Origin of the sequence: Actinotalea sp. JY-7876 (assembly GCF_014042015.1) — a bacterium.
In the GTDB taxonomy this organism is placed as follows: Bacteria; Actinomycetota; Actinomycetes; order Actinomycetales; family Cellulomonadaceae; genus Actinotalea.
The window spans coordinates 2,577,289-2,599,241 of record NZ_CP059493.1 but is presented as its reverse complement, the minus strand read 5'-3'; the positions used below and the strand labels follow the sequence as shown (position 1 = coordinate 2,599,241).

14 protein-coding genes are annotated in these 21,953 nt (G+C 77.6%); 3 read left to right on the top strand and 11 right to left on the bottom strand.

The genetic code is table 11. The annotated features are described in order from the left end of the window. Nucleotides 1-54 precede the first annotated feature (54 nt). Nucleotides 55-852: an aldo/keto reductase gene (locus H2O74_RS11995; RefSeq protein ID WP_182111795.1), complete on the bottom strand. Its 798-nt coding sequence runs from the start codon at nt 850-852 to the stop codon at nt 55-57. Between the two features lie 90 nt (nt 853-942). On the opposite strand from H2O74_RS11995, the gene H2O74_RS11990 reads away from it, so the two are divergent. After that, a complete protein-coding gene (locus H2O74_RS11990; protein ID WP_182111794.1) occupies nt 943-1,479 on the top strand; it encodes a flavodoxin domain-containing protein in 537 nt (178 codons plus the stop codon). Between the two features lie 6 nt (nt 1,480-1,485). On the opposite strand, the gene H2O74_RS11985 is transcribed toward H2O74_RS11990, so the two are convergent. From H2O74_RS11985 to H2O74_RS11960, 6 genes are all read right to left on the bottom strand, one after another. Next, complete coding sequence (locus H2O74_RS11985) at nt 1,486-2,211, bottom strand: ABC transporter ATP-binding protein (protein WP_220457958.1); 726 nt, start codon at nt 2,209-2,211, stop codon at nt 1,486-1,488. Then, nucleotides 2,208-3,254, bottom strand: a complete 1,047-nt coding sequence (locus H2O74_RS11980) for an ABC transporter ATP-binding protein (RefSeq protein WP_182111793.1) — start codon at nt 3,252-3,254, stop codon at nt 2,208-2,210. Before H2O74_RS11980 ends, H2O74_RS11985 begins: the two co-directional genes overlap by 4 nt. Beyond that, on the bottom strand, nt 3,251-6,112 hold the full coding sequence (locus tag H2O74_RS11975; protein WP_182111792.1) for an FtsX-like permease family protein: 2,862 nt from the start codon (nt 6,110-6,112) through the stop codon (nt 3,251-3,253). Before H2O74_RS11975 ends, H2O74_RS11980 begins: the two co-directional genes overlap by 4 nt. Continuing rightward, entirely contained in the window at nt 6,109-9,519 is a 3,411-nt protein-coding gene (locus tag H2O74_RS11970) for an ABC transporter permease (RefSeq protein WP_182111791.1), read from the bottom strand. Before H2O74_RS11970 ends, H2O74_RS11975 begins: the two co-directional genes overlap by 4 nt. Nucleotides 9,520-9,753: 234 nt before the next feature. Further along, on the bottom strand, nt 9,754-10,806 hold the full coding sequence (locus H2O74_RS11965) for a LacI family DNA-binding transcriptional regulator (RefSeq protein WP_182111790.1): 1,053 nt from the start codon (nt 10,804-10,806) through the stop codon (nt 9,754-9,756). Between the two features lie 226 nt (nt 10,807-11,032). Next, the gene (locus H2O74_RS11960; protein WP_255491597.1) at nt 11,033-11,524 is read right to left on the bottom strand and encodes a DUF2505 domain-containing protein; all 492 of its coding nucleotides are present in this window, start codon (nt 11,522-11,524) and stop codon (nt 11,033-11,035) included. Nucleotides 11,525-11,643: 119 nt separating this feature from the next. Here H2O74_RS11960 and H2O74_RS11955 point away from each other — a divergent pair, with 119 nt between their 5' ends. Continuing rightward, a complete protein-coding gene (locus H2O74_RS11955; protein ID WP_255491596.1) occupies nt 11,644-13,122 on the top strand; it encodes a sensor histidine kinase in 1,479 nt (492 codons plus the stop codon). 107 nt (nt 13,123-13,229) lie between these two features. Here H2O74_RS11955 and H2O74_RS11950 read toward each other — a convergent pair whose 3' ends face one another. After that, complete coding sequence (locus tag H2O74_RS11950) at nt 13,230-13,478, bottom strand: WhiB family transcriptional regulator (RefSeq protein WP_182111789.1); 249 nt, start codon at nt 13,476-13,478, stop codon at nt 13,230-13,232. Nucleotides 13,479-13,764: 286 nt separating this feature from the next. On the opposite strand from H2O74_RS11950, the gene H2O74_RS11945 reads away from it, so the two are divergent. Beyond that, on the top strand, nt 13,765-14,331 hold the full coding sequence (locus H2O74_RS11945; RefSeq protein ID WP_182111788.1) for a hypothetical protein: 567 nt from the start codon (nt 13,765-13,767) through the stop codon (nt 14,329-14,331). A 19-nt stretch (nt 14,332-14,350) separates the two neighbouring features. On the opposite strand, the gene H2O74_RS11940 is transcribed toward H2O74_RS11945, so the two are convergent. From H2O74_RS11940 to H2O74_RS11930, 3 genes are all read right to left on the bottom strand, one after another. Further along, nucleotides 14,351-18,277, bottom strand: coding sequence for an FtsK/SpoIIIE domain-containing protein (locus H2O74_RS11940; protein ID WP_182111787.1), 3,927 nt, complete (start codon nt 18,275-18,277; stop codon nt 14,351-14,353). A gap of 90 nt (nt 18,278-18,367) precedes the next feature. After that, complete coding sequence (locus tag H2O74_RS11935) at nt 18,368-21,043, bottom strand: ABC transporter permease (RefSeq protein ID WP_182114244.1); 2,676 nt, start codon at nt 21,041-21,043, stop codon at nt 18,368-18,370. Further along, complete coding sequence (locus H2O74_RS11930; protein ID WP_182114243.1) at nt 21,043-21,834, bottom strand: ABC transporter ATP-binding protein; 792 nt, start codon at nt 21,832-21,834, stop codon at nt 21,043-21,045. The genes H2O74_RS11935 and H2O74_RS11930 overlap by 1 nt, the downstream gene beginning before the upstream one ends. Nucleotides 21,835-21,953 lie beyond the last annotated feature (119 nt).

Here is a 21,953-nt window from a genome sequence, read left to right as displayed (position 1 = left end):
GACGGTCCACCGGGGACGCACGTCGGCGTGCGTCCCCGGTGCGGTGTCGCCCGGTCAGTCCGTCGCGTCCAACGCGTCGATGCGCGCGACCTCCTCGTCGCTCAGCGCGACGCCGGCGCCGGCGAGGTTCGCCTCGATGCGCTCGGGGGTGACCGACTTCGGGATCACGACGACGCGGTGATGCAGGTGCCAGGCGAGGATCACCTGGTGCACGGTGGCGCCGCGCGCCTCGGCGATCTCGACCAGCACCGGGTTCTCGGCGTCGGTCCGCTTGAACGGGCTGTAGCCCTCGAGCGCGACGCCCCGCTGCGCGTGGCCCGAGACCGTCATCGGGTCGTGGTCGGACGGGCTCCACGGGATCTGGTTGATCGAGGGGGCCTCGCCGGTCGCGTCGATCAGCTCGTCGATCTGCGCGAGCGAGTAGTTGCTCACGCCGATCGCCCGGACCTTGCCCTCGTCCCGCAGCTCGCGGAACGCCTGCCAGGTGCTGGGCGTGGCCTGCTTGTTCGGCGGCCAGTGCACGAGCCACAGGTCCACGTGGTCCGTGCCGAGCAGGCGCAGGCTCTGCTCGAGCGTCTCGCGCTCGCGGCCGGCGGCGTCGGGCGGCAGCTTGGTGGTGACGAAGACCTGGTCGCGGTCGACCGAGGAGTCGGCGAGCGCGCGGCCCACCTGGTCCTCGTTGCCGTAGGCGGTGGCGGTGTCGACGTGGCGGTAGCCGACGTCGAGCGCGTGCCGGACGGCGCGGTAGGCGTCATCACCCTCCGACTGCCACGTCCCCAGCCCGAGCAGGGGGACGGGGATCGCGCCGAGGGGTGTGCGCAGGTCGATGGTGGGGATGTCTGGCGTGGTCATGGCGGCAAGTCTGCGGGACCTGCGACCCAGGCGCACGCCCGCCGCGGGAGGGAGGCTGAGAGCCACACGACCCCCGAGGAGGTGGTCCCGATGCAGGTCCTGGTCGCCGTGGCCTCACGGCACGGCTCCACGCGCGAGATCGCCGAGGCGATCGCCGACGAGCTGAGGAGCGGCGGGCACCGCGTCGACGTGCGCGACCCGGACGAGGTCGAGGACCCGTCGGGCTACGACGCGGTCGTGCTCGGCTCGTCCGTGTACGTCGGGCGCTGGTCCGCGTCGGCACGCGCGCTGGTCGACCGCCTCGCGGCCACGTACTCGGACCGCCCGGTGTGGCTCTTCTCCTCGGGTCCGGTCGGGCGCCAGCCCGTGCCGAGCGACGACCCGGAGGAGGTGCCCTCGCTGCTCACGCGGCTCGCCGCGCGGGGCCACCGGACCTTCGCCGGGCGCCTGGACCACGGCTGCCTGACGCTGGCCGAGCGCGCCGTCGTCTCGCTCGTGCGCGCGCAGGCCGGCGACTTCCGCGTGTGGCCGGAGGTCGCGCGCTGGGCCCGCGACATCAGCGACGCCCTGCACACCGAGGACGCGCGGCGGGTCCGCCGCGGCCCCCTGCGGCTCGCCCGGGGCTGAGCCGCCTCAGCCCTCCGCCACCAGGCGCCCGTCGGCGAGCCGCAGCGTGCGGTCCGCCAGCGCCTGGAGCGTCTGGTCGTGCGTCGAGACGATCGCCGTCATGCCCTCGGCGCGGACCACGGACTGCAGCAGGGCCATGACGGTCGCCCCGGTCTCGGCGTCGAGCTGACCCGTCGGCTCGTCCGCGATGAGCAGGCGCGGCGAGTTCGCCAGCGCCCGGGCGATGGCGACGCGCTGCTGCTGGCCGCCGGACAGCTCGGAGGGGCGCTGCGCCGCGTGGCGCGTCAGGCCCACGAGCTCGAGCAGGTGCGCGACGCGCGCCTCGCGCTCCGCCGTCGGCGCCTTCTTCAGGCGCATGGGCAGGCCGACGTTCTCGGCCGCGGAGAGCATCGGCACCAGGCCGAAGGTCTGGAACACGAACGCGAGCCGGTCCCGGCGCAGGGCGGTGCGCGCGCGCTCGTCGATCGCGCTCACCTCGGTGCCGTCGACCACGACGCGGCCCGACGTCGGCCGGTCCAGCCCGCCCACGCAGTTCAGCAGGGTCGTCTTGCCCGAGCCGGAGCGTCCGACGAGCGCCACGAGCTGGCCGCGGTCGACCTCGAAGCCGACGTCCCGCAGCGCGTGCACCTCGCTGCCCGAGGAGCGGTAGGTGCGGCTGAGGGCCTCGACGACGACCATGGGTGCCCCGTCGGCGGCGGCGGCGGTGCCTCGGGTCTGCGGCGCGGTGCTCATCGCGGGTCCTCCTCGGTCGGTGCGGGCGCGCCGCGGCGCGGTGCCGGGCGCGTCGCGTCCGGCCAGATCCCGACGTGGTCCGGCTCGAGCTCGAGGCGGACCCGGTCCCGCAGCCCCAGGGTGCTGCGGTACTCCGCCGGGAGCTGCAGGCGGCCGACCCGGTCGAGCACGGCGTACTCCTCGGCGATGACCTCGGACGCGCCGTGCTCGTCGACCTCGGTGCGCCGCACGACCTCCGACGCCGTCCGGCCGTCGCGGATCGCGACGGTGCGCTGCACCTGCGTCGAGACCCCGGAGTCGTGCGTCACGATGACCACCGTCGCCCCCAGGTCCGTGTTGGCCGAGCGCAGCGCGGCGAAGACGTCCTCGCCGGTCGCGGAGTCGAGCTCGCCGGTGGGCTCGTCCGCGAAGAGCACCTGCGGCCGGTTGGCCAGCGCGACGGCGATCGCGACGCGCTGCTGCTCGCCACCCGAGAGCTCGCCCGGGCGGCGGTCCGCCTTGGCGCCCATCCCGAGGGCCTCGAGCAGCTGGCTCGTGCGCCGGCGCCGGGCGGGCGCACGAGCCCCCGAGAACGCCATCGGCAGCGCGACGTTCTCCGCGGCCGTGAGGTAGGGCAGGAGGTTGCGGGACGTCTGCTGCCAGACGAACCCGACGACGCTGCGGCGGTACGTGAGGCGGTCGGCCGCGGACATGCGCAGCAGGTCCCAGCCCGCCACGCGCGCCCGGCCCGCCGTCGGGACGTCCAGCCCCGACAGCACGTTGAGCAGCGTCGACTTGCCCGAGCCGGACGCGCCGACGATCGCGATCATCTCGCCCGGGTCGACGAGGAGGTCGAGCCCCTGCAGGGCCTGCACCTCGATCTGCTCGACCTGGTAGATGCGCACGAGGTTGTCGCACACGATGAGCGCGTCCGCGCCGTACTCGCGGTGGGACCGGCCCGCGGGCTCGGGCGCCTCGTCACCGCGCGCCTCGTCGCCGCGTTGGTCGCGTCCGGCGCGGCTGCCGCGCCGCGTCGCGGGCGGGGTCTCGATCGGTGTCGTCATGCCGTGTCTCCCACTCTGAGGACCTCGCTGAGCCGATCGCGACGGTGGGCCAGGACCTCGGCCAGCACCGCGACGAGGAGCAGGACGGCCGCGGCTGCCGCGACGCCCATGATGACCTGTGGGTCGACGGCCGGGTCGGGGGCGCGCACGCCACCGGACAGGACGTCGAGCCCGAGCGCCGGCGCGAGCACCAGCACGATGGTGACGGCGGAGAGCGTCCCGCCGACGAGGGCCGCCACCACGACGGGGGCGAGCTCGGCGAGCGCGAGCCACCAGCCCAGGCGGGGGCGCATGCCCAGCGTGCGCAGCATCGCGAGCGCACGCCCGCGCTCGCGCGCCCCGGCGAGCACCGTCGCGACGAGGGCGACCACGCCGAGCACGGCGATCGCCGCGACCGCGTAGGCCATGAGCCGCTCGACGCCCGCGAGCAGCGCCCCGTCGCGCCGGGCCTCGAGCCACTGGGCCCGCTGCTGGACGGTCTCGGGCGGCACGTCCAGCGCGGTCGCCGCCTGCGCCGAGCCCTCGCCGACGAACCACACCGTGTCCGCCGTGGGGGCGAGCTCGGCGTGCGCCGCGACGGCCTCGAGGTCGGCGTACACGTACGGGCCCGCGAGGTAGCCCTCGGTGGCGCCGACGATCGTGCCGACCACCTCGACCGTGACGTAGGACGCGCCGACGTACAGCGCGGTGTCGTCGCCGACGACGCGCTCGGCCAGCTCCGGGCTGACGAGCACCGGCACGCGACCCGCCGTGCTGGCCGACCCGCGCAGGTCGCGCAGCGCGGCGGCCTGCGACCGCGCGACGTCCAGCGCCGCCGGGTCGTCCTGCCCGCGTGCGGCCTGCAGCGCGAGCAGGAGGTCCGGGTAGCCCTCGTCGACCGCCAGGACGGTGACCGCGGCGGAGCTGGTCCCCAGCGACAGGGAGGCGCCGGACGTGACCTCCGCCGACGCGACCGTCGGCCCGTCGCCGGTGGTACCGGCCTCGGCACGCACCCGCGTCACCTGGTCGAGCGGGACGGCGACCTCGCGCCCGTCGACGCGCACGTCCGCGCCGACCCGGTCCCACGACGCCTCGACCTGGCCGCCGCGCACCGTGCCGAGCAGGAGGCCGCCGGCGATCGCGATGCCGATGCCGAGGGTGAGGGCCAGCAGCGGCAGCGGCGCGACGGCGCGCTGCGCCCGGACCGCGCCGAGGACGCCCAGGACGCCGCGCGTGCGCCCGCCGAGCGTCGCGGCCGCGCGCACGGGCCACGGGTAGACCCGCAGCACCAGCAGCGTCACCGCGACGGCGACGAGCACGGGGCCCGCGGCCAGGAACGGGTCGGCGCCCGCCGAGTCCTCCTGGAGCAGGCCGCGCCCGCGCAGGGAGACCACCGCCGCCCCGGCGAGCACCACCACGGCGCCCTCGGCGACGACGCGGCGCACGCGACGGCGCTTGGCGAGCTGGGCGCGATCCTGGCGGTTCGCCGGCTCGCGGCGTCCGGTCCACGCGCGGCGCACGAGCCACGCCGCCTGGACCGGTCCGGCCAGCAGCGAGACGACGGCGACGACGACGAGCGGCGCGAGGTCGGTGGGCCGCCCGGGGGTGAGGAGCCATGCCGCACCCAGGCCCAGCGCGACGCCCAGGCCCGTGAGGACCAGCGCCTCGGCCAGGAGCCGCAGGCACACGGCGGCCGCCGACGCGCCCCGAGCGCGCTCGAGCCGCAGCACGCCGCCGCGCCGCACGACCAGGAGCCGCGCGAGCAGCACGAGCACGACGGCCGCGACGCCCACGACCCCCCAGGTCATGACGGACATCTGCGCGAGCGCCGCGCGGGCCTGGGGCGGGTACGCGGCCAGCACGTCGTCGAGCGCGGTGCGCACCGTGACCGAGACGCCGCCGGACCCGGAGAGCCCCGACCCGTCGGCGCGCACGTCCGCGATCGCCTCCACGACGTCCTCGGCGAGAGGGACCGTGAACGCCTCCGGGACGACCTCGAAGCGCGCGGTGCCCGTGAAGAGGGCGCCGGCGTCCAGGACCCGGCTCACGCCCGCGGGAGCCGCGAGCACCGTCGCACGGCTGAAGGCGGCGCGGTCGGAGCGGGCCTCGCGGTGCGTGGGCTCCCAGACCTCGGGCACGGCCTCCCAGGCGGGTGCCGTCGCGTCCGCGGGCGCGACGAGGCCGACGACGACGAGCTCGGACGCCGGCCGGCCGTCCACCACGACCGCGCCCTTCGGGGCGGCGACCGCGACGCGGGTGCCGACGCCGAGCCCGAGGCGCTCGGCCACCGCGGTCGAGACGACCACCTCGACCGGCGCCAGCTCGTCGCCGCCCCCGTCGCCCGGCAGGGCGCCGGCGACGAGGTCGAGGCCGACCGTCCCCGCCGCGTCCCGCGGCAGGGCGGCGACGCGGAGCTCCACCTGGCCGTCGGCGTCGGTCGCGCGGTCCAGCACGTCGTCGCGCGCGAGCAGCGGCGTGGGTGGTCCGACCAGGGTCGCCGTGGTGTCCCCGGCCACCGTCCCGAGGGCGGGCGGGAGGAGCGCCGGCAGGGCCTCGGCGAACTCCGCGAAGCCCTGCGCGGAGGTCACCGTGGGCGTCGTCGTCGCGCTCGGCCGACCGACCACCGTCTCGAAGGCGAGCGTGGCCGAGGGGCCGGCGCCCCGGACGGCGTCCTGCACCCCGCCGTCGATCGTGGACGTGACCGTGCGGGGGCCCGAGACCGCCAGCACGGCGCTGAGGGCGACGAATCCGACCAGGGCGAGCAGCAGCCACACGTCCTCGCGGGCGCGTCGCCGGGCGAGGAGCAGGCCCGAGCCGGTGACGGAGCGCGCGCGGCGCGCGAGCGTCGACCGCGGGCTCGCGGAGTGACGGTCGCTCATCGCTCGTCCCCCAGCCGCATGACACCGGCCGGGTCGGCGGACCGCTGGGTGCGCGCGACGACCAGCACCACGACGGCGAGGACCGCGACGACCTCCAGGGCGAGCAGCGCGACCTGGCCCCACGGGACCTCGACGAGCACGGTGGGCACGGGCCGGGTGCCCGTCGCGGACACCGCGACGAGGGGACCGACCAGGTGCCCGAGCAGCGTCCCGAGGGCGATGCCGAACCCGGCGCCGAGGGTCCCGAGGAGGAGCGACTCGAGCGCCACGACGCCGGTCAGCCGCCCCCGGGTGAGGCCGATCGCCCGCAGCTGCGCGAACTCGACCGACCGCGACCGCAGCGAGACCGTGGCGTGCACCGCGAAGCCGACGGCGGCGAGTGCCGCCGCGGCGCCCGTGACGAGCCAGAGCGCCGCCTGCGTCGCGACGCGCAGCGGGTGCTGGAGCATCGCGTCGGTGACCTCGACCTGCGCTGTCGCACGCCGGGCGCCGGGCTCGCCGTCGGGCAGGGCCGGCAGGCCGGCGAGGTAGGCGGGCACGTCGTCTGGCGCGACGTCGAGCCACCACTCGTCGACGGGGGTGCGGGCGCCGCCCGCCTGCGCGATCGCGCGCGCCAGCTGGGTGTGGTCCACGACCACGCTCTCCTCGCGCACGAGGGTCGGCACGCGCGGCACGACGTCCGCCACGACCACCCGGACGACGGTGGTGTCCAGGACCAGCTGCAAGCCCGTCCCCGGCTGCGCGCGCAGGTTCTCGGCGAGCCCGGAGGAGAGCACGACCGGCAGGCTCCCGACCGGGTCCCACACGGTCTGCGTGACCGTCGCGACGCCCGCCAGGAGGAGGTCCACGAGCAGGCCGTTCACGCGCACCGCGACCTGGGTGCCCGGCAGGGGCTCCGTCGGCACCGCATCGATGCTGACGCCGAGCACGGTCCAGTCGGTCTCGGCGGGCACGTCGAGGGGGGCGCGGAGGAGCCCGAGGGTCGCGAGGTCGGGCGCACCGCCGGGCGGCTGCGCCGCCGCGGCGTCCGCGTCGTCGGCCGGCGCGTCGGCCGGGGGCGCGGCCGGGTCGGGGAGGAGGGCCGAGATCTCCGCGAGCGAGAGCACCGCGCGCAGCTCGAGGGACAGCATCTCCTCGGCGGCCTCCTGGTCGACGACCAGCAGGCTCGTCTGCCACCCCACCACCTGCGCCGGCGTGCGCAGGCCGGCCGGGAGCAGGGCGTCGAGCCGGTGGTCGGTGCCGTCGAACGGCACGGAGCCCAGGGAGACGGTGCTCAGGAGCCCGCCCGCGTCCTCGACGACGGCCCGCACGAGCGCCACCACCGGCACGGGCTCCGTCGCGTCGCCGACGCGGACGACCGCCGAGAGCCCGCGCGCGTCGTCGGGCAGGGCCAGGCCGGTCGCCGAGGGCAGGTCGACCTCCAGCGCGGCGATGTCCGTCCCGGACACGCGGCCCATGCGCCCGCGGTCGAGCATCGCGCGGCTCTCCGCGGTGAGCGCGAGCAGCCGCACGGGGCGACCGTCGGGCACGCCGTCGTAGGTGACGACGTCGGCGGGCGCCAGCTCGGCGTCGCGGCGCGCGGTGGGCTGCGGCACGGCGTCCGTGACGTCCGGCGCCGACAGCGCGGTCGCCTGGGCGCTCGTGGGGTCCGCGTCCTGCACGACGACGGCCGCCGCGGTCGCGAGCTGCGCCTGGTCCAGCTGCGACTGCCGCCACGTCGCGAGGAAGGTCTGGGAGAAGGTGCCGACCGCGAGCGCGAGCGTCAGCAGCAGGACGGCCGCGGTCGCGCGGGTCGAGCGGCGGCCGACCTCCCACGCCGCGAGCGGGCCGACCGCGCCCCGGCCCCGGGCGCCGAGGCGCTCGGCCACGCGCGACGCCGCGGGCAGCAGGCGCGCCCCGACCAGGGCGCCCGCCAGCAGCACCACCGCCGGTCCCGCGACCAGCACCGGGTCGACGACGAGCGACGCGCCGTCCGAGGCGAGCGGGCTCTGGTAGCTGCGCAGCTGGGCGAAGGCGACGGCCGCCACGACGACCAGCGCCAGGTCGAGCCCGGACCGCGCCAGCACGGCGCGCCGGTCCGGGCGGGCGCGTGCCTGCTCGCCGTCGACGAAGGTGCCGCCGCGCCGCAGCAGCGGGCTGACGAGCACGACGGCGAAGACGACGGAGACGGCGCCCGCGGTGAGCCACGCCGCCGCCGGGACGCCGGGGTCCTGGGTGATGCCGGCGGCCACCATCGCCGGCTGCCGTGCGAGGCCGAGGTGCACCAGGCGGGCGAGGACGGGGCTGAGCGCCGTCGTCAGGAGCGCGAGACCCACGGCCTCGGTGAGGGCGAGGCCGAGGAGCTGACGCCCCGACGCCCCGCGGGCGCGCATCAGGCCCTGCTCGGCGGACCGCGCCTCCACCAGGAGGCGCGCGGTCTGCAGGAGCGCCGCGACGGCGAGGAGCACGAGCAGCAGCCCGACGACGAGCACGCTTGCGCGCGTGACCACCAGCGCCGTGCCGACCTCCTGCACGACGGGCGCGAGGGGGGTGGAGACCCGGACGTCGTCACCCACGGCACCCACCGCCGCCGGTCCGCGGTCCGCCGCCGCCCCGAGCCGCTCGAGCAGCGGCACGACGTCGGCCACCGCCGCCCCGGCGAAGTCGGGCGCGTAGCTGATCGTCAGGCGCTCGACGGCGGCGCCGGCCGCGTCGAGCGCGCCGGGGGCGGTCACCAGGGGTCCGTACGCGTCGGTCTGGAGCGCCCCGCCGGTCCCCGGGATCGCGAACGCCGGCTCGTGCGCGCGCCCCTCGAGCACGTCCGTGGACCAGAAGCGCGAGCCGGGAGCGGTGACCGCGAAGACGCCGACGACCTCGAGCTCGAGCGCCGGCGTGGACGAGGTGAGCGGCCGCACGGGCACCCGGCTGCCGACGGCGAGCCCGAGGTCGCGGGCCGCGGCGGCCGGGACGGCCACCGGGAGGGTCCCGCCCGCGCCGGACGGCGCGGGCCAGGCGCCGGCGTCGAGCGTCGCCGCGTCGGCGACGCCGTCGACGTGGCCGAGGTAGACGACGGCGGGGAGCGCGCCGGGTCGCTCGACGCGCTGCAGGCTGGACTGCTCGGCGCCGAGCCCGGCGACCGTCGCGGGGGAGACCAGGGCGGTGGCGGCGTCGTCGGCCGCGGCGCGCGCGTCGGCCGTGGGCACCGTCAGCGTGTCGATGGTGACGCGGACCTCGGCGCGCGCGGGGTCCGCACGGGTCAGGGCGTTCTCCACGCCCTGGTTCTCGGTGGCGACCAGCAGGACCGCGAGCGAGCTGAGGAGCGTTCCCACGAGGACCGCGACCGTGGCCACGACCGCGAGCAGGCGCCACTGCCGGGCGGAGCGCCGCAGCGCGGTGCGCAGACGCCAGGGCCGCAGGTCGCCGCTCACGCGTCGCCGTGCGGGCGCGGTACGGCAGGAGGTGCGCTGACGCCGCCGGCGCGAGCTCGCATCATCACCTCGTCGTGTGGGAGCCGCGGGTCGTCGTCGAGCCGCGGGTGGGTCGGACGCGATCATGCCGGATCGCTGGGCGCGCTCCCACCCTTCGCGGACGCCGTGACCGGATCGTTACGGGCGACCGCTGCGCCTCGGCGGTCGGGTCGGACCGCGGGACGGCCGCGCAGGTCAGGCGGAGTCGCGCGCCACGACCTCGGCCCCGAAGATGCGGGGCTCGAAGGACGTGGTCTGCCCGGCGATCTGCTCCAGGAGCAGCTCGCCGGCCACCCGGCTCATCTCGACGACGGGGTTGCTCATCGTGGTGAGCGGGGGCGCGGTGGACGCGGCGACGCCGAGGTCGTCGAAGCCGATGACGCGGATGTCCCCGGGCACGGAGACCCCGCGGCGGGCGAGCACGCCGAGGGCGCCCGCGGCCATGAGGTCGGAGGCGGCGAAGACGCCGTCGATGTCCGGGTGCGCGTCGAGCAGCCGGTCCATCGCCGCGGCGCCACCGGCGGACGTGAAGTCGCCGCGGACCATCGCCTCGTCCGAGAGCTGCGCGTCCTGCAGCGCCTGGCGCCAGCCGGCGAGGCGGTCGACGCCGGCGGCCATGTCGAGCGGCCCGGCGATCGTCGCGATGCGCCGGCAGCCACGCCCGATGAGGTGCTCGGTCGCCCGGCGTCCGCCCAGGTAGTTGTTGACGTCGACGTACTGCATGGGGCGCGGTGCGGCCCAGGGGCGGCCGACGAAGACGCACGGCAGGCGCGACTCCGCGAGCACCGTGTCGAGCGCGTCGTCGCGGTGGTGGGAGACGATCACGGCCCCGTCGACGTGGCCGTTGCGCAGGTACCGGCCCGTGCGGTGGGCCTCCTCGCCCCGGCGCGCGATGAGCAGGATGAGCTGGATGTCGGTGTCGACGAAGGCCGCGCTCAGGCCCTGGAGCGTGCCGGCGAAGTACGGGTCGGTGAGGACCTTCTCGTCCGGCTCGGGGACGACGAGCGCCACGGAGTCCGTGCGCCGGGTCACGAGCGAGCGCGCGGCGCGGTTCGGGGTGTAGCCGAGCTCGGCGACGGCCTGGTCGACGGCGGCCTGGGCCTCGGGGCTCACCTTGAGGCCCCCGTTGATCGCGCGGGAGGCGGTCGAGCGGGACACGCCGGCTCGTTCCGCGACCTCTTCGAGCGTGGGGGCGTGCGGGAGGTCCGAGGCGGGCGGCAGCCCGGGCGGACGCACGTCTGCCGTCATCGGCGAAGTCCTTCCTGAGCGCCCGGGGCTCGTGGCCGGGCGGCCGTGCGGTGCGGCGTCGCACCGGGCAGGGTCGTTGGGCGTGGCGTCACCACGCCGTCCCGCGCGTCGGGCCCAGGATGAGAGCGGTTCCACTACGTCCGGTAGTCTCGCGGCGCCTCGGGAGGCGTGTCAACAGCACGCGCCGTCGCCGCGCCGCGTTCTCACCACGTGCGACCGGCGCCGCTCACCGGGCGAGCCACGCCCGGGCCGTCCGCTCCTCGGCCGCGATCGCGGCCTGGAGGGCGCGAGCGGTCTCCTGCTCGACGGCCGAGGCGAAGAGCGGGATCGACGCCTTCAGCTCGCCCTGGATCTCCTGGACGGTCGCGTCGCCGTCGGACGTCAGGCGCATGGTCCCGGTCAGCCGGACGGGGACGCCCACGATCTCGACCACGACGGTGCCGCGCCGCTCGTCGCCGCCCGGCGCCACCCACGCCTCGACCTGGCGGACCTCGAGCGTGGCGCCGACCAGGGAGCGGAACTGCGCGGGGATCTGGTCGGTGGGCATGTGGCGGCGCGTGGTCACGGTGAACGCCTCGTCGGCGGTCCCCACGACGTCGACCTGCTGGGAGACGGCCCCCGACGCCCGGACCTTCGCCGCGACGAACTCCTCGTCGGCGAGCATGGCGACCACGCGGTCGAAGTCGGCGTCGTAGCGCGCGTGTGCGGACAGGTGCACCCTTGCCTCCGGGTCATCAGCGGTGACCTGAGGCTAGTGCCTCGTGCGGGGGCGGCGCGCGCTGCCTGGCGCCTCCGCCGCCCGCCCGGGGCCGGCCCCGGTGCGCCTACGCTTTGGGCGTGTCCACACTGAGCGACCTCGTCTCCCGGCATGCCGACCTCAGCCCGGCCGACGTGGAGTGGCTGCACCTGCTCGTCGGCGACTGGCAGCTGATCTCGGACCTGGCGTTCGGCGACCTCGTCCTGTGGCTGCCCACCACCGCGGGGGACTTCGTCGCGATCGCCCAGGCGCGTCCCTCCACCGGGGCGACGGTCCACTACGACGACATCGTCGGGAGCAGCGCCCCGGAGGGCCAGCGACCTCAGCTGGAGCGGGCCCTCGCGGAGGTGCGCATCCAGCGCTCGCGCGAGCCGCGCTGGTTCGGCACCTACGCGGTCCGCGAGGAGGCGGTCCCCGTCGTGCACGGCGACCGGCCGATCGCGGTCATCGCGCGGCAGACCAACCTCGGCGGCACGCGCACGCCGAGCCGGCTCGAGCTGAACTACGTCGAGGCCGCGGACGACCTCGTCGCGATGATCTCCCGCGGCGAGTTCCCGTCGCCGAACGCGCCGACCGGCCCGCGCCGCGGGGCGCCGCGCGTCGGGGACGGGCTCATCCGGCTCAACTCCGAGGGCGAGGTGCTCTACGCGAGCCCCAACGCGCTGAGCTGCTTCCACCGCCTCGGCGTGCTCGGCTCCCTCGTCGGCCGCTCGCTCGCGGAGGTGACGACCGAGCTGCTGGAGGAGAGCTCGGCCATGGACGAGTCACTGCCGCTCGTGGTCATGGGCCGCGCGCCGTGGCGCACCGACGTCGAGGCCCGCGGCGTGTGCCTGTCGCTGCGTGCGGTCCCGCTCACCGAGCACGGTCAGCGCATCGGCGCCGTCCTGCTGTGCCGCGACGTCTCGGAGCTGCGCCGGCGGGAGCGCGAGCTCATCACCAAGGACGCGACGATCCGCGAGATCCACCACCGCGTGAAGAACAACCTGCAGACGGTCGCCGCGCTGCTTCGGCTCCAGTCGCGGCGCATGACGTCGCAGGAGGGCCGCGACGCGCTCGGCGAGGCGATGCGGCGGGTGACGACGATCGCCCAGGTCCACGAGACCCTCTCGCAGACGCTCGACGAGACGGTCGACTTCGACACGCTCGTGGACCGGAGCCTGCGGCTCGCCGCCGACGTCGCCTCCGCGGGGGCGTCCGTGCGCACCGTGCGGACGGGGACGTTCGGGATGGTCCCGGCGGAGGACGCGACGGCGCTCGCCCTGGTGCTGACCGAGCTGGTCACCAACGCGGTCGAGCACGGCTTCGCGGGCGGCCTCACGGGCACCGTGGAGATCACCGCGGAGCGGACCGGGACGCACCTGCGGGCGACGGTCGCGGACGACGGCGTCGGCCTGCCGCCCGAGGCGGGTGGCCGCGGGCCGATGACCGGCCTGGGCACGCAGATCGTGGGCACGCTCGTCCGCAACGAGCTCCAGGGGACGATCGACTGGTCCGCCCGGCCGAGCGGCGGGACGCAGGTCGTGCTCGACGTCGACCTGCGCGAGCGCAAGCCCGCCTGAGCGCCGGGTGGACCCACGCCGGGTGCACCCGCCGAGATGACGACGACCCCGGCGCCGCCCTGAGGGCGGGACCGGGGTCGTCGTGGGTGCGGTGCGGAGGCGGCTGGTCAGCCGGCGCGGCGGGCGCGGGCCGTGCGACGCTTGAGGGCGCGACGCTCGTCCTCGGAGAGCCCGCCCCAGACGCCGGCGTCCTGCCCGGACTCGAGCGCCCACTTCAGGCACGTGTCGATGACGGGGCAGCGGCGGCACACGGCCTTGGCCTCGTCGATCTGCTGGAGCGCAGGTCCGGTGTTGCCGATGGGGAAGAAGAGCTCAGGGTCTTCGTCCAGACATGCAGCGCGATGGCGCCAATCCATGCGATCTCCTCGGGCGCGCGTCGAGCCGGCACCCGGGGGAGGGTGTGGGCTCTGGTGGGGGGCGTGCGGGAACGTCCTACGACTGCATCAAGCGTCACATGCCGCCGCCCGGCTGCACAAGGGGTAACGAGAAGGTTTCATCCGTATCACCGTGAGGTGTTGGTCACAGCGTTTCGACCCCGCCGGACCAGCGCCGATACCTCCCGTGAGGGCCGCGCCGGGACCCGCCCCGGGACGGCCGCCACGGGGCGTCCGCGGCGCGGGTCGGTGGTCCTAGGCTCGTGCCGTGCCCGGTCCCGAACCCCTGTCGCCCGAGGGCGGCGAGCCCGCCGCCGCGTCCGTCCCGGGCCCCCGCGGGACGTCGCCCGGCGGGCGGTCCCGGTCCGTCTCGCTGCTCGTGGCGCTCCTGCTGCTGGAGGCCGCGGCGCTCGGCGTCGGGGCGGTCGTGGGGCTGGTCGCGCTCGTCTCCACCGAGAACCGTGCCGTCGCCGCCTTCCTCGTGCTGTCCGCCGCGGGCGTGGCGGCCGCCCTCGCCGTGGGTGCCCGCTCGATCTGGCGCGGGTCGGTCGCCGGGGACGACGCGCGGACCGCCTCCGGGCCGGCCGAGCGCGCCGCGGGCACCGATCACGGGGACGCCGCCGACGAGGACGCCGCCGACGAGGGGGACCTCACCGCCGCGCGCGGCCGGGTGCGCGGACCCGCCGCCACCTGGCAGCTCCTCCAGATCGCGACCGCGGCGACCCTGCTCCAGGCGCAGGTCGCCCCCGCGGTCGCGGCGATCGCGTGGGCGGCCCTCGCAGTGGCGGTCGCGGCCCTGGTCCTGCTGGTCGTCGCGGCGCGGCGCCCGGCCTGACCCCCCGCGGCGTCCGCGCTCACCCGTCGGGTGCGTCGTCCGCGAGGGCGACCTGCACCGGCACGGCGCGGCCGCGCACGACGAGCGCGCCACGGCCCGGTGCCCGGGGCCGGTCCGGGTCGACGACCAGCGTGAGGTCGGTCCCCGCCACCTCCGCCGAGCCCGCCGTGAGGGGGGCGAGGACGAGGGTCGGGACCGTGCCGCGCAGCTCGGCCAGGACCCCGCGGTAGGCCGCGGCGGCCCGGTCGGTGCGGGCGGCGAGGACGACCGCCGGCGCGGCCCCCGGACCGTCGCCGTGCCCGAGGCGCGCGGCCAGTGCCTCGTCGACCGCGGGCGCCAGGGCGTCGGCGTCGTCGACCAGCACGACGGCGCGGGCCGCGGGTGGCACCCCGGTGACCCGCGCCGGGAGCTGGTCGGGGCGGACGGTCTGCACGGCGGGGCCGAGCCGCGCGCACTCCCGGGCGAGCGGCCCGTCGGCGGCGACGACGACGAGCGCGACGCCCGCTCGGACGAGCCCGGCCGCGATCGTCGCCAGGGCCGTGGAGCGTCCGCTCCCGGGCGGTCCCACGACCAGCGCCCCGCGGGAGACGTCGAGGAGCACCGGCCCGCCGTCGTCCCCGCCGAGGGCGACGGCGACGGCGTGCGGCGCGGGCGCCGTCGCGCCGGGGGCGGCGAGCTCGCGTCGGCGGACCGACCGCGGCACCGGACGCAGCCTCGGCGGCGGTCCAGCGCCGGGCGGCGTCGGCGCCGGGGGCGCCGAGCCCGGCCGGGCGAGCTGGCACACGACCGGCCGGACGCCGCCCACGTGCACGGCGCGACCCGGCGGCCGGCGGGTGGCGGGTCCGAGCCCTCGCGGCACGCCCAGGAGGGCGTCGTCGTGGTCGTCGGTGGCCAGCACGAGCCGCTCGGGGCAGCGGGGGAGCAGGCGGAGCAGCTCCGTGGGGGTGCCGGCCACGGCCACCCGCAGCCCGGCGCGCGGGCCGTCCGCCAGCAGCCGGTCGAGGAGGTCGGCCGCGGCCGCGCGTGGCACCCGCTCGAGCGCGCGCTGCACCGCGCCGACGTCGTCGACCACGACGACCACGGGGGGCGCCTCCGCGCGGCGGGGCTCCCGGTCGAGCAGCAGGGTGAGCAGGCGGGCGACGCGGCGCGGGTCGTCCGCGCCGACGACCGTCCCGAGCGCGGGGTGCGGCGCGGCCGGCTCCGCGCCGACGACGTGGACGGGCCACCCCCGCGCGAGCGCGGCCCGGACCACCACCCGCAGCGCCGTCGTCCGGCCGCTGCCGGGGCGCCCGACCACGGCGAGCGGGGCGCCCGCCCAGGTGAGCACGCCGTGGCCGGGCAGCTCCGGCAGGTCCGTGACGCCCAGGACGAGCCGGTCGTCCCGCGGGTCCGCCGCGCCGGGCGTGGGCGCGCGGGGCAGGTCGTCGTCCGCGACGCCGGTCGGCAGCGGCGCCGCCCACACCGGGAGCGGGGCGCCCAGGCCCAGCCGGAGCGCCGCGTCCGCGCACGCCGCGACCAGGCGGGGCGTCTCGTCGGGCGGCGCGCCGGCGAGGTCGGCGTGCGATCCCGCCTCGCCCGCCGGGCGCGCCTGCCCTGCGGCGGGCGCCGTCCCGGGCGGCGCGGCCGCCCACCGCACGCGGACCGGGTCGCCCGGTCGGGCGGGCGCCTGCCAGGCGCCGGCCGGGTGGGCCGCCCAGGCCGTCTGGACCGGCACGACCGCGCCGGCGCGTCGCACCAGCGCGCGTCCGGGCGTCCCGACGGCGATCGCCGCCGCGTCGGGGACCTCGACGACGTCCTGGGAGTCGGCCGCGTCCGTGACCCGCAGGCACAGGCGCAGCGCGAGGTTGGCGCGCATCTGCGCCGTGACCGCGCCGGCCGGACGCTGCGTGGCCAGGACGAGGTGCAGCCCCAGGGAGCGACCCTGCGCGGCGAGGTCCACCAGGCCGGGCACAAAGTCGGGCAGGTCGTCGGCGAGCGCGCGGAACTCGTCCACGACGACGAGCAGGCGGGGCGGCGCGGCGCCACGGGCGCGCAGGTCCTCCAGGTCCGCGACGCCCGCGCTCGCGAACGCGGCCTTGCGGCGGCGCATCTCCGAGCGCAGTCCGGACAGGGCCCGCGCAGCGGTCCCGGCATCGAGGTCGGTGACCATGCCCACGACGTGCGGCAGGCCCGCGCACGCCACGAGGCCCGCACCCGCCTTGAAGTCCACGAGCACCATGGCCAGGTGCGTCGGCGGGTACCGCAGCGCGAGGCCCAGGACCCAGGCCTGGAGCAGCTCCGACTTGCCCGAGCCCGTGGTGCCGGCGACGAGCGCGTGCGGGCCGTGCGCGAGCAGGTCCACGTCGAACGCCCCCGCCGCGTCCACCCCCAGCGGCGCGGTCAGGGACCGCAGCGGGGAGGCGGCAGCCACCCCGCGCCAGGTCGCCGCCACCCCCGCGGGTGACGGGCTCCCGCACAGGTCCGCGAGCGCCACGAGGTCGGGCACCCCGGCGGCGGCGCCCTCGTCGACCGCCCACCGGGCCGCCAGGCGGCGGGCGTGCGCGTCGGCCCAGGCCCGGGACGCGACCGGGAGGTGCACGGGACCGGACCGGGCGGGGCCCCGCAGCGACCCCCGGCCGTCCTCGTCGCTCGTGACGACCCAGCGGCACCACGCCGGGACGTCCGCGGCGTCCGCGACGAGCACGACGGCGCCGTCGTCCCGGTCGCCGCCCGCCCACCACCGGTGCACGGCCGGCGGCACGGCGCCGTCGGCCACGACGAGGTGCGGCGACGTCGCGGCCGGGGGCGCGGCGCCGGACCAGGTAGCGCGCAGCCGGCCCCCGGACGCGGCCGCCGGCCAGCGCACCCACGACCAGTCCGCGGCGCGGCCGCCCACGCCCGTGACGGTGCCCGGCCGGGCGAGCCGGTGCGCGACCAGGACCCGCGCCACGGCGTGGCGTCCCGGTCCGACGACCGCGAGGCCCTCGCGCGCCCACGGCCACCACGCGGGCGCGTCCTCGGCGGGCAACCCGGGCGCCGCGGCTGTCCCGACGGCGAGCGCGGCGGCGTCCCGTGCCACCGGCCGACGGTCCGCGCGGCTGCGGCGACCGGCGCGCGCCCCGGACCGACCGGGAGAGCCGGGACGCTCGCGCGCCTCGCGGCGGCGGCGCAGGAGCGCCGTCACCAGCGCCGCCGCGGGGCCCGCGAGCCCCAGGGCGAGCAGCACCGGGCTGCCCGTGACGGCCGCGAGCCCGACCGACACCACGAGGGGCGCCAGCCAGGTGGCCGCTCCGGCTCGCTCGCCGCCCGCGGGCCGCGCCCGGTGCGGGGGCCCGCCCGTCGGCTCCGCGGCGGTGGCGGGCGCGCGGCCGGCCACCGGCGGGTCCGGGGCCCCCGTCCCGAGCCGGACGACCACCGCGCTGCCCCCGATCCGCACGACCTGCCCGGGCCGGACCCGGCGTCCCCGGCGGCCCACCGCGACCTCGCGGTGGCGGCGCGTCGTGGTCGTCCCGTTGGCGGAGCCGACATCCCGGACGCGCCACCCGTCGCGCCGGTGCCCGCGCCTGGCACCGACGAGGGCGTGGTGGCGCGACGCGGCCGGGTCGTCCAGGTCGAGGGCGCCGACCCGCGTGCCGCCCTCCGGCCGACCGAGGCGCACGGTGCCGTCCCGCATCGGCACGCAGACGGCGCCCGCGGCCGGACCCGAGACGACCGCGACGTGCCAGGGCAGGCGCGCCGCGAGCGCGGCCAGGTCGGGTGCGCCGGCACCGACGCGCAGCACGGCGCCGGTCACGAGCGGGTGGGCGCCCGCGACGTGGTCGTCGCCGAGCACCTGCCCGTCGACCCCGAGGACGGCGTCGGTGAGCTCGGGGGCGCCCGTGAGGGCCGCGAGGGCCGCGCGGGAGCGCCCCAACGACGCCCCCCTCGGCAGGTCAACGTCGCCCCACGGCGCCAGCGTGATCTCCATGCCGCCACCGTCGCCTCCCGCGCGCACCCGGCGGGCGCGGGGACCCGCGGGCCTGGGGACGACGGCGTCGTCCCCAGGCCCGCGCGGCACCTACTCCACGGTGAGCGCGGCGACCGGGGACGTCCTGGCGGCGCTGCGCCCGGGCAGCACCGAGGCCAGGAGACCCGCGAGCACCGCGACGAGCAGCACGAGGCCGAGGTCGCGCCACGGCACGACGAAGTCGACGGGGCCGACCGTGCTGAGCAGGGTCGCCGCGCCGGCCCATCCGTACAGCGTGCCGAGGAGCACGCCGACCGCGGCGCCGACCCCCGCGATGAGCATCCCCTCCACCGCCAGGGTCAGGCGCAGCTGGGCCCGGGACAGGCCGATGGCCCGCAGGGTCGCCGACTCGCGGCGTCGCTCCAGGACCGACAGCGAGAGGGTGTTGGCCACCCCGACGACCGCGATGACGACCGCGACGCCGAGCAGCGCGACCACCACCGCGAGCAGGGTGTCCACGACCTGCTGGTAGAAGGCCCGCTCGACGGCGGCGCCGGTGGTGTCCAGAGCCGCCCCGGTCTCGCTCGCGACCGCCGTGACCCGGGAGACGACGTCGGCCGCGTCCTCGCCCGCGCCGAGCCGCAGCCAGGTCCGCGTCACGGGCGCGTCGGGGCTGATCTGCTCGAGCGCGGCGGGCGTGACGATCATCGCCGACCCGGCCAGGTCGGTGACCACGGCCGTGAGGGTGACCCGGGCGCCGCCGTCCTGCGGTGCCTCGTCGGACGGCACCGCGACGGTGACGGGTGGCGCCGCCGGGCCCTGCGTCGGCGAGGTCACCTGCTCGGTCGGGCGGGCGGCGGACAGCGTCACCTCGTCCCCGGTCTCGATCTGCGTCCACATCGTCAGGTGCGTGGGAACCACGACGTGGGAGTCGTCCAGGCCCTCGAGGGCGTCGGGCGCCAGCAGCACCCGCGCCGCCGCGGCGGGGTCGACCGCGCGCACCTCGGTGAACGAGCCGGCCATGGCGCGCTCCGACTCGGGCAGGCGGTCGAGGCCGTCGACGACGTCCACCAGGGCCCCGGTCAGCTCCGTGACGTCGGCGACGCCGTCGACCGCGCGCAGCTGGTCCGCCAGTCCCGTGGGCAACGGCTCCGCGTTGGCCAGGGTGCCCACCGCGACGTCGACGGGGTACTTCCCCTCGAGCGTGCTCGTGAGGCTGGTGCGCGACGTGGCGGCTCCGGTCGCCATCATCCCGACCAGCGTCACGCCGATGAGCAGCGCGCTGCTCGTCGCCGCGGTGCGACGGGGGTTGCGGACGCTGTTGGCCGCGGCGAGGCGTGCCGCCGGGCCACCGGAGCGGGCCAGCACGCGCCCCGCTGACCCGACCAGGCGGGGGACCCAGAACACGGCTCCAAGGACGACGCCGACGAAGGACAGCGTGCCGCCGACCAGGCCCAGGGCGAGCCCGACGACGAGGTCGGCCAGGACGGCGACCACCGGGCCCAGCACGAGCGCCCCGGCCCCGCCCACGGTGAGGAGCCCGGCGGCCCAGAGCCGCAGGCGGCTCGACCGCTCGGCGAGCGTCGGCGTCCCGGCGGGTCGCAGGGCGGCCAGGGGAGCGACGCGCGTCGCCGCGACCGCCGGCGCCAGGGCCGCGGCGACGGTGACGAGCGTGCCGATGCCGAGGGGCAGGAGCACGGTGGCCGGCGTGAGCGTGATGCGCGCGGGCAGCGGGACGTCGCCGACGCTGCCGCCCAGGAGCGCGAGCGCGACCTGCACCACGAGGATCCCGACCGCGAGGCCGACGAGCGAGGACGCGGAGCCCACCACGAGCGCCTCGACGACGACCGAGCGGCGCAGCTGGGACCGGTCGGCGCCCACGCAGCGCAGCAGGGCCAGCGTGCGGGTGCGCTGGGCGACGAGCACCTGGAAGGTGTTGGAGATGACGAGCGCGGCGACGAGCAGGGAGACGCCGGCGAAGCCGAGGACGACGGCGGTGAACTGGTCCGCCTGCCCGGTCACCTGCGCCGTGATCGCGCGGCCCATCTCCTCCATGGTCCGCACGACGACGTCGCCGCCCAGGGCCGCCGTCGCCGTGGCCTGCGCGTCGGCGGGCGACGCGCCGTCGGCCAGCGCCGCCGTGGCGTGCCAGTACCGCTGCGGTTGCCCCTGGCCCAGCGTGAACGCGTTCCACTGGCGTCCGAGGCTCTCGACCACGACGCCCGACTCGGCGGTGGCGAACGTCGCGCTGGGCAGGTCCAGGATGCCGACGACCGTGAGGTCGTCGACCCTGACCCTGGTCGTCTCGGTGCCGTCGTCCCCGATGGTCCAGAACTCGATCGAGACCTGCACGGTCGTCCCGGGGCCGGCGCCGACGACCTGCGCGCTCTCCTCGGTGAGCGCGATCTCGCCGGCGGTCCGCGGGAGCGTCCCCTCGACGAGCGCCCCGGACCGCAGCGCGGGGTCGGTGGCCACCGTGCTGATCCCCGCGTAGGTCTGGCCCCGCGGGCCGGTGAGCTCGGTGCCGACCTGCGAGTACCCGTGCACGGCACGCACGCCCGGCACCGCCTCGAGCGTGGCGAGCGTCGCGTCGTCGACCTCGCCGTCGCTCACGACGAGGTCGGCGTCGCCGTAGCCGGCGGTGACGGCGTCGTAGACCGTCGACTCCATCGCGTCGGACGCGAGGAGCGTCGCGGTGACGAACGCCGTGCTGATCCCGATCGCGACGCCCGCCGCGACGAGCCGGCCCAGGCTGCGCCGCATCTGGGCGAAGGTCAGGCGCAGCATCACCGGGCCCCGGGCTCGTCGAGCGTGCGCAGCGCGTCCAGTCCGGCGAGCACGGACTCGGGCGTGGGCTCGGTGATCTCCCCGGCGATGCGGCCGTCGGCCAGCAGCACCACGCGGTCCGCGTAGGCGGCCGCCGACGGGTCGTGGGTGACCATGATCACGGTGCGGCCGAGCTCGCGGACCGACTGCCGCAGGAAGCTGAGGACCTGGGCGCCCGAGCGGGAGTCGAGGTTGCCGGTGGGCTCGTCGGCGAAGACGACCTCGGGCTTGGCGATCAGCGCGCGCGCGATCGCGACGCGCTGCTGCTGCCCGCCGGACAGCTCGCTCGGCCGATGGGAGAGACGCTGCTCCAGGCCGAGCGTGTCGACGAGCGTGCTCATCCACTCCCGGTCGACCGGTGTGTTCGCGAGCTCCAGGGGCAGCACCACGTTCTGCTCCGCCGTGAACATCGGCAGGAGGTTGAAGGACTGGAAGACGAACCCGATGCGCGTGCGGCGCAGGACCGTGAGCTCCTTGTCGCCGAGCTCCGACAGGGCGGTGTCGCCGAGGTACGCGGTGCCGGAGGTCGCCGTGTCCAGGCCCGCGAGCAGGTGCATCAGCGTCGACTTGCCCGAGCCCGAGGGGCCCATGATCGCCGTGAACGCGCCGGCCGCGAAGTCGACGTCGACGTCGACCAGGGCGTGCACGGCGGCATCCCCGGAGCCGTAGACCTTGCCGAGGCCGCGCGCCCGCACCGCGACACGCCGCGCCTCGGCCTCCGTCTCCGTGCCGGGTCGTGCGGAGCCGGGCATCGCGGCAGGGTCCAGGGCGGTGAGATCCACAGGTTCTTCTCCGGGGGTAGGTCGAGCGTGGTCCCGACGCTACGGGCGGGGCGAGCGGGGCGGCGTCGCGCCCTGGCATGGCCTCGCCC

Coding starts and splice junctions, on each gene's coding strand:
- H2O74_RS11995 (WP_182111795.1), bottom strand. CDS start 852: ATGACCACGCCAGACATCCCCACCATCGACCTGCGCACACCCCTCGGC.
- H2O74_RS11990 (WP_182111794.1), top strand. CDS start 943: ATGCAGGTCCTGGTCGCCGTGGCCTCACGGCACGGCTCCACGCGCGAG.
- H2O74_RS11985 (WP_220457958.1), bottom strand. CDS start 2,211: ATGAGCACCGCGCCGCAGACCCGAGGCACCGCCGCCGCCGCCGACGGG.
- H2O74_RS11980 (WP_182111793.1), bottom strand. CDS start 3,254: ATGACGACACCGATCGAGACCCCGCCCGCGACGCGGCGCGGCAGCCGC.
- H2O74_RS11975 (WP_182111792.1), bottom strand. CDS start 6,112: ATGAGCGACCGTCACTCCGCGAGCCCGCGGTCGACGCTCGCGCGCCGC.
- H2O74_RS11965 (WP_182111790.1), bottom strand. CDS start 10,806: ATGACGGCAGACGTGCGTCCGCCCGGGCTGCCGCCCGCCTCGGACCTC.
- H2O74_RS11950 (WP_182111789.1), bottom strand. CDS start 13,478: ATGGATTGGCGCCATCGCGCTGCATGTCTGGACGAAGACCCTGAGCTC.
- H2O74_RS11940 (WP_182111787.1), bottom strand. CDS start 18,277: ATGGAGATCACGCTGGCGCCGTGGGGCGACGTTGACCTGCCGAGGGGG.
- H2O74_RS11935 (WP_182114244.1), bottom strand. CDS start 21,043: ATGCTGCGCCTGACCTTCGCCCAGATGCGGCGCAGCCTGGGCCGGCTC.
- H2O74_RS11930 (WP_182114243.1), bottom strand. CDS start 21,834: ATGCCCGGCTCCGCACGACCCGGCACGGAGACGGAGGCCGAGGCGCGG.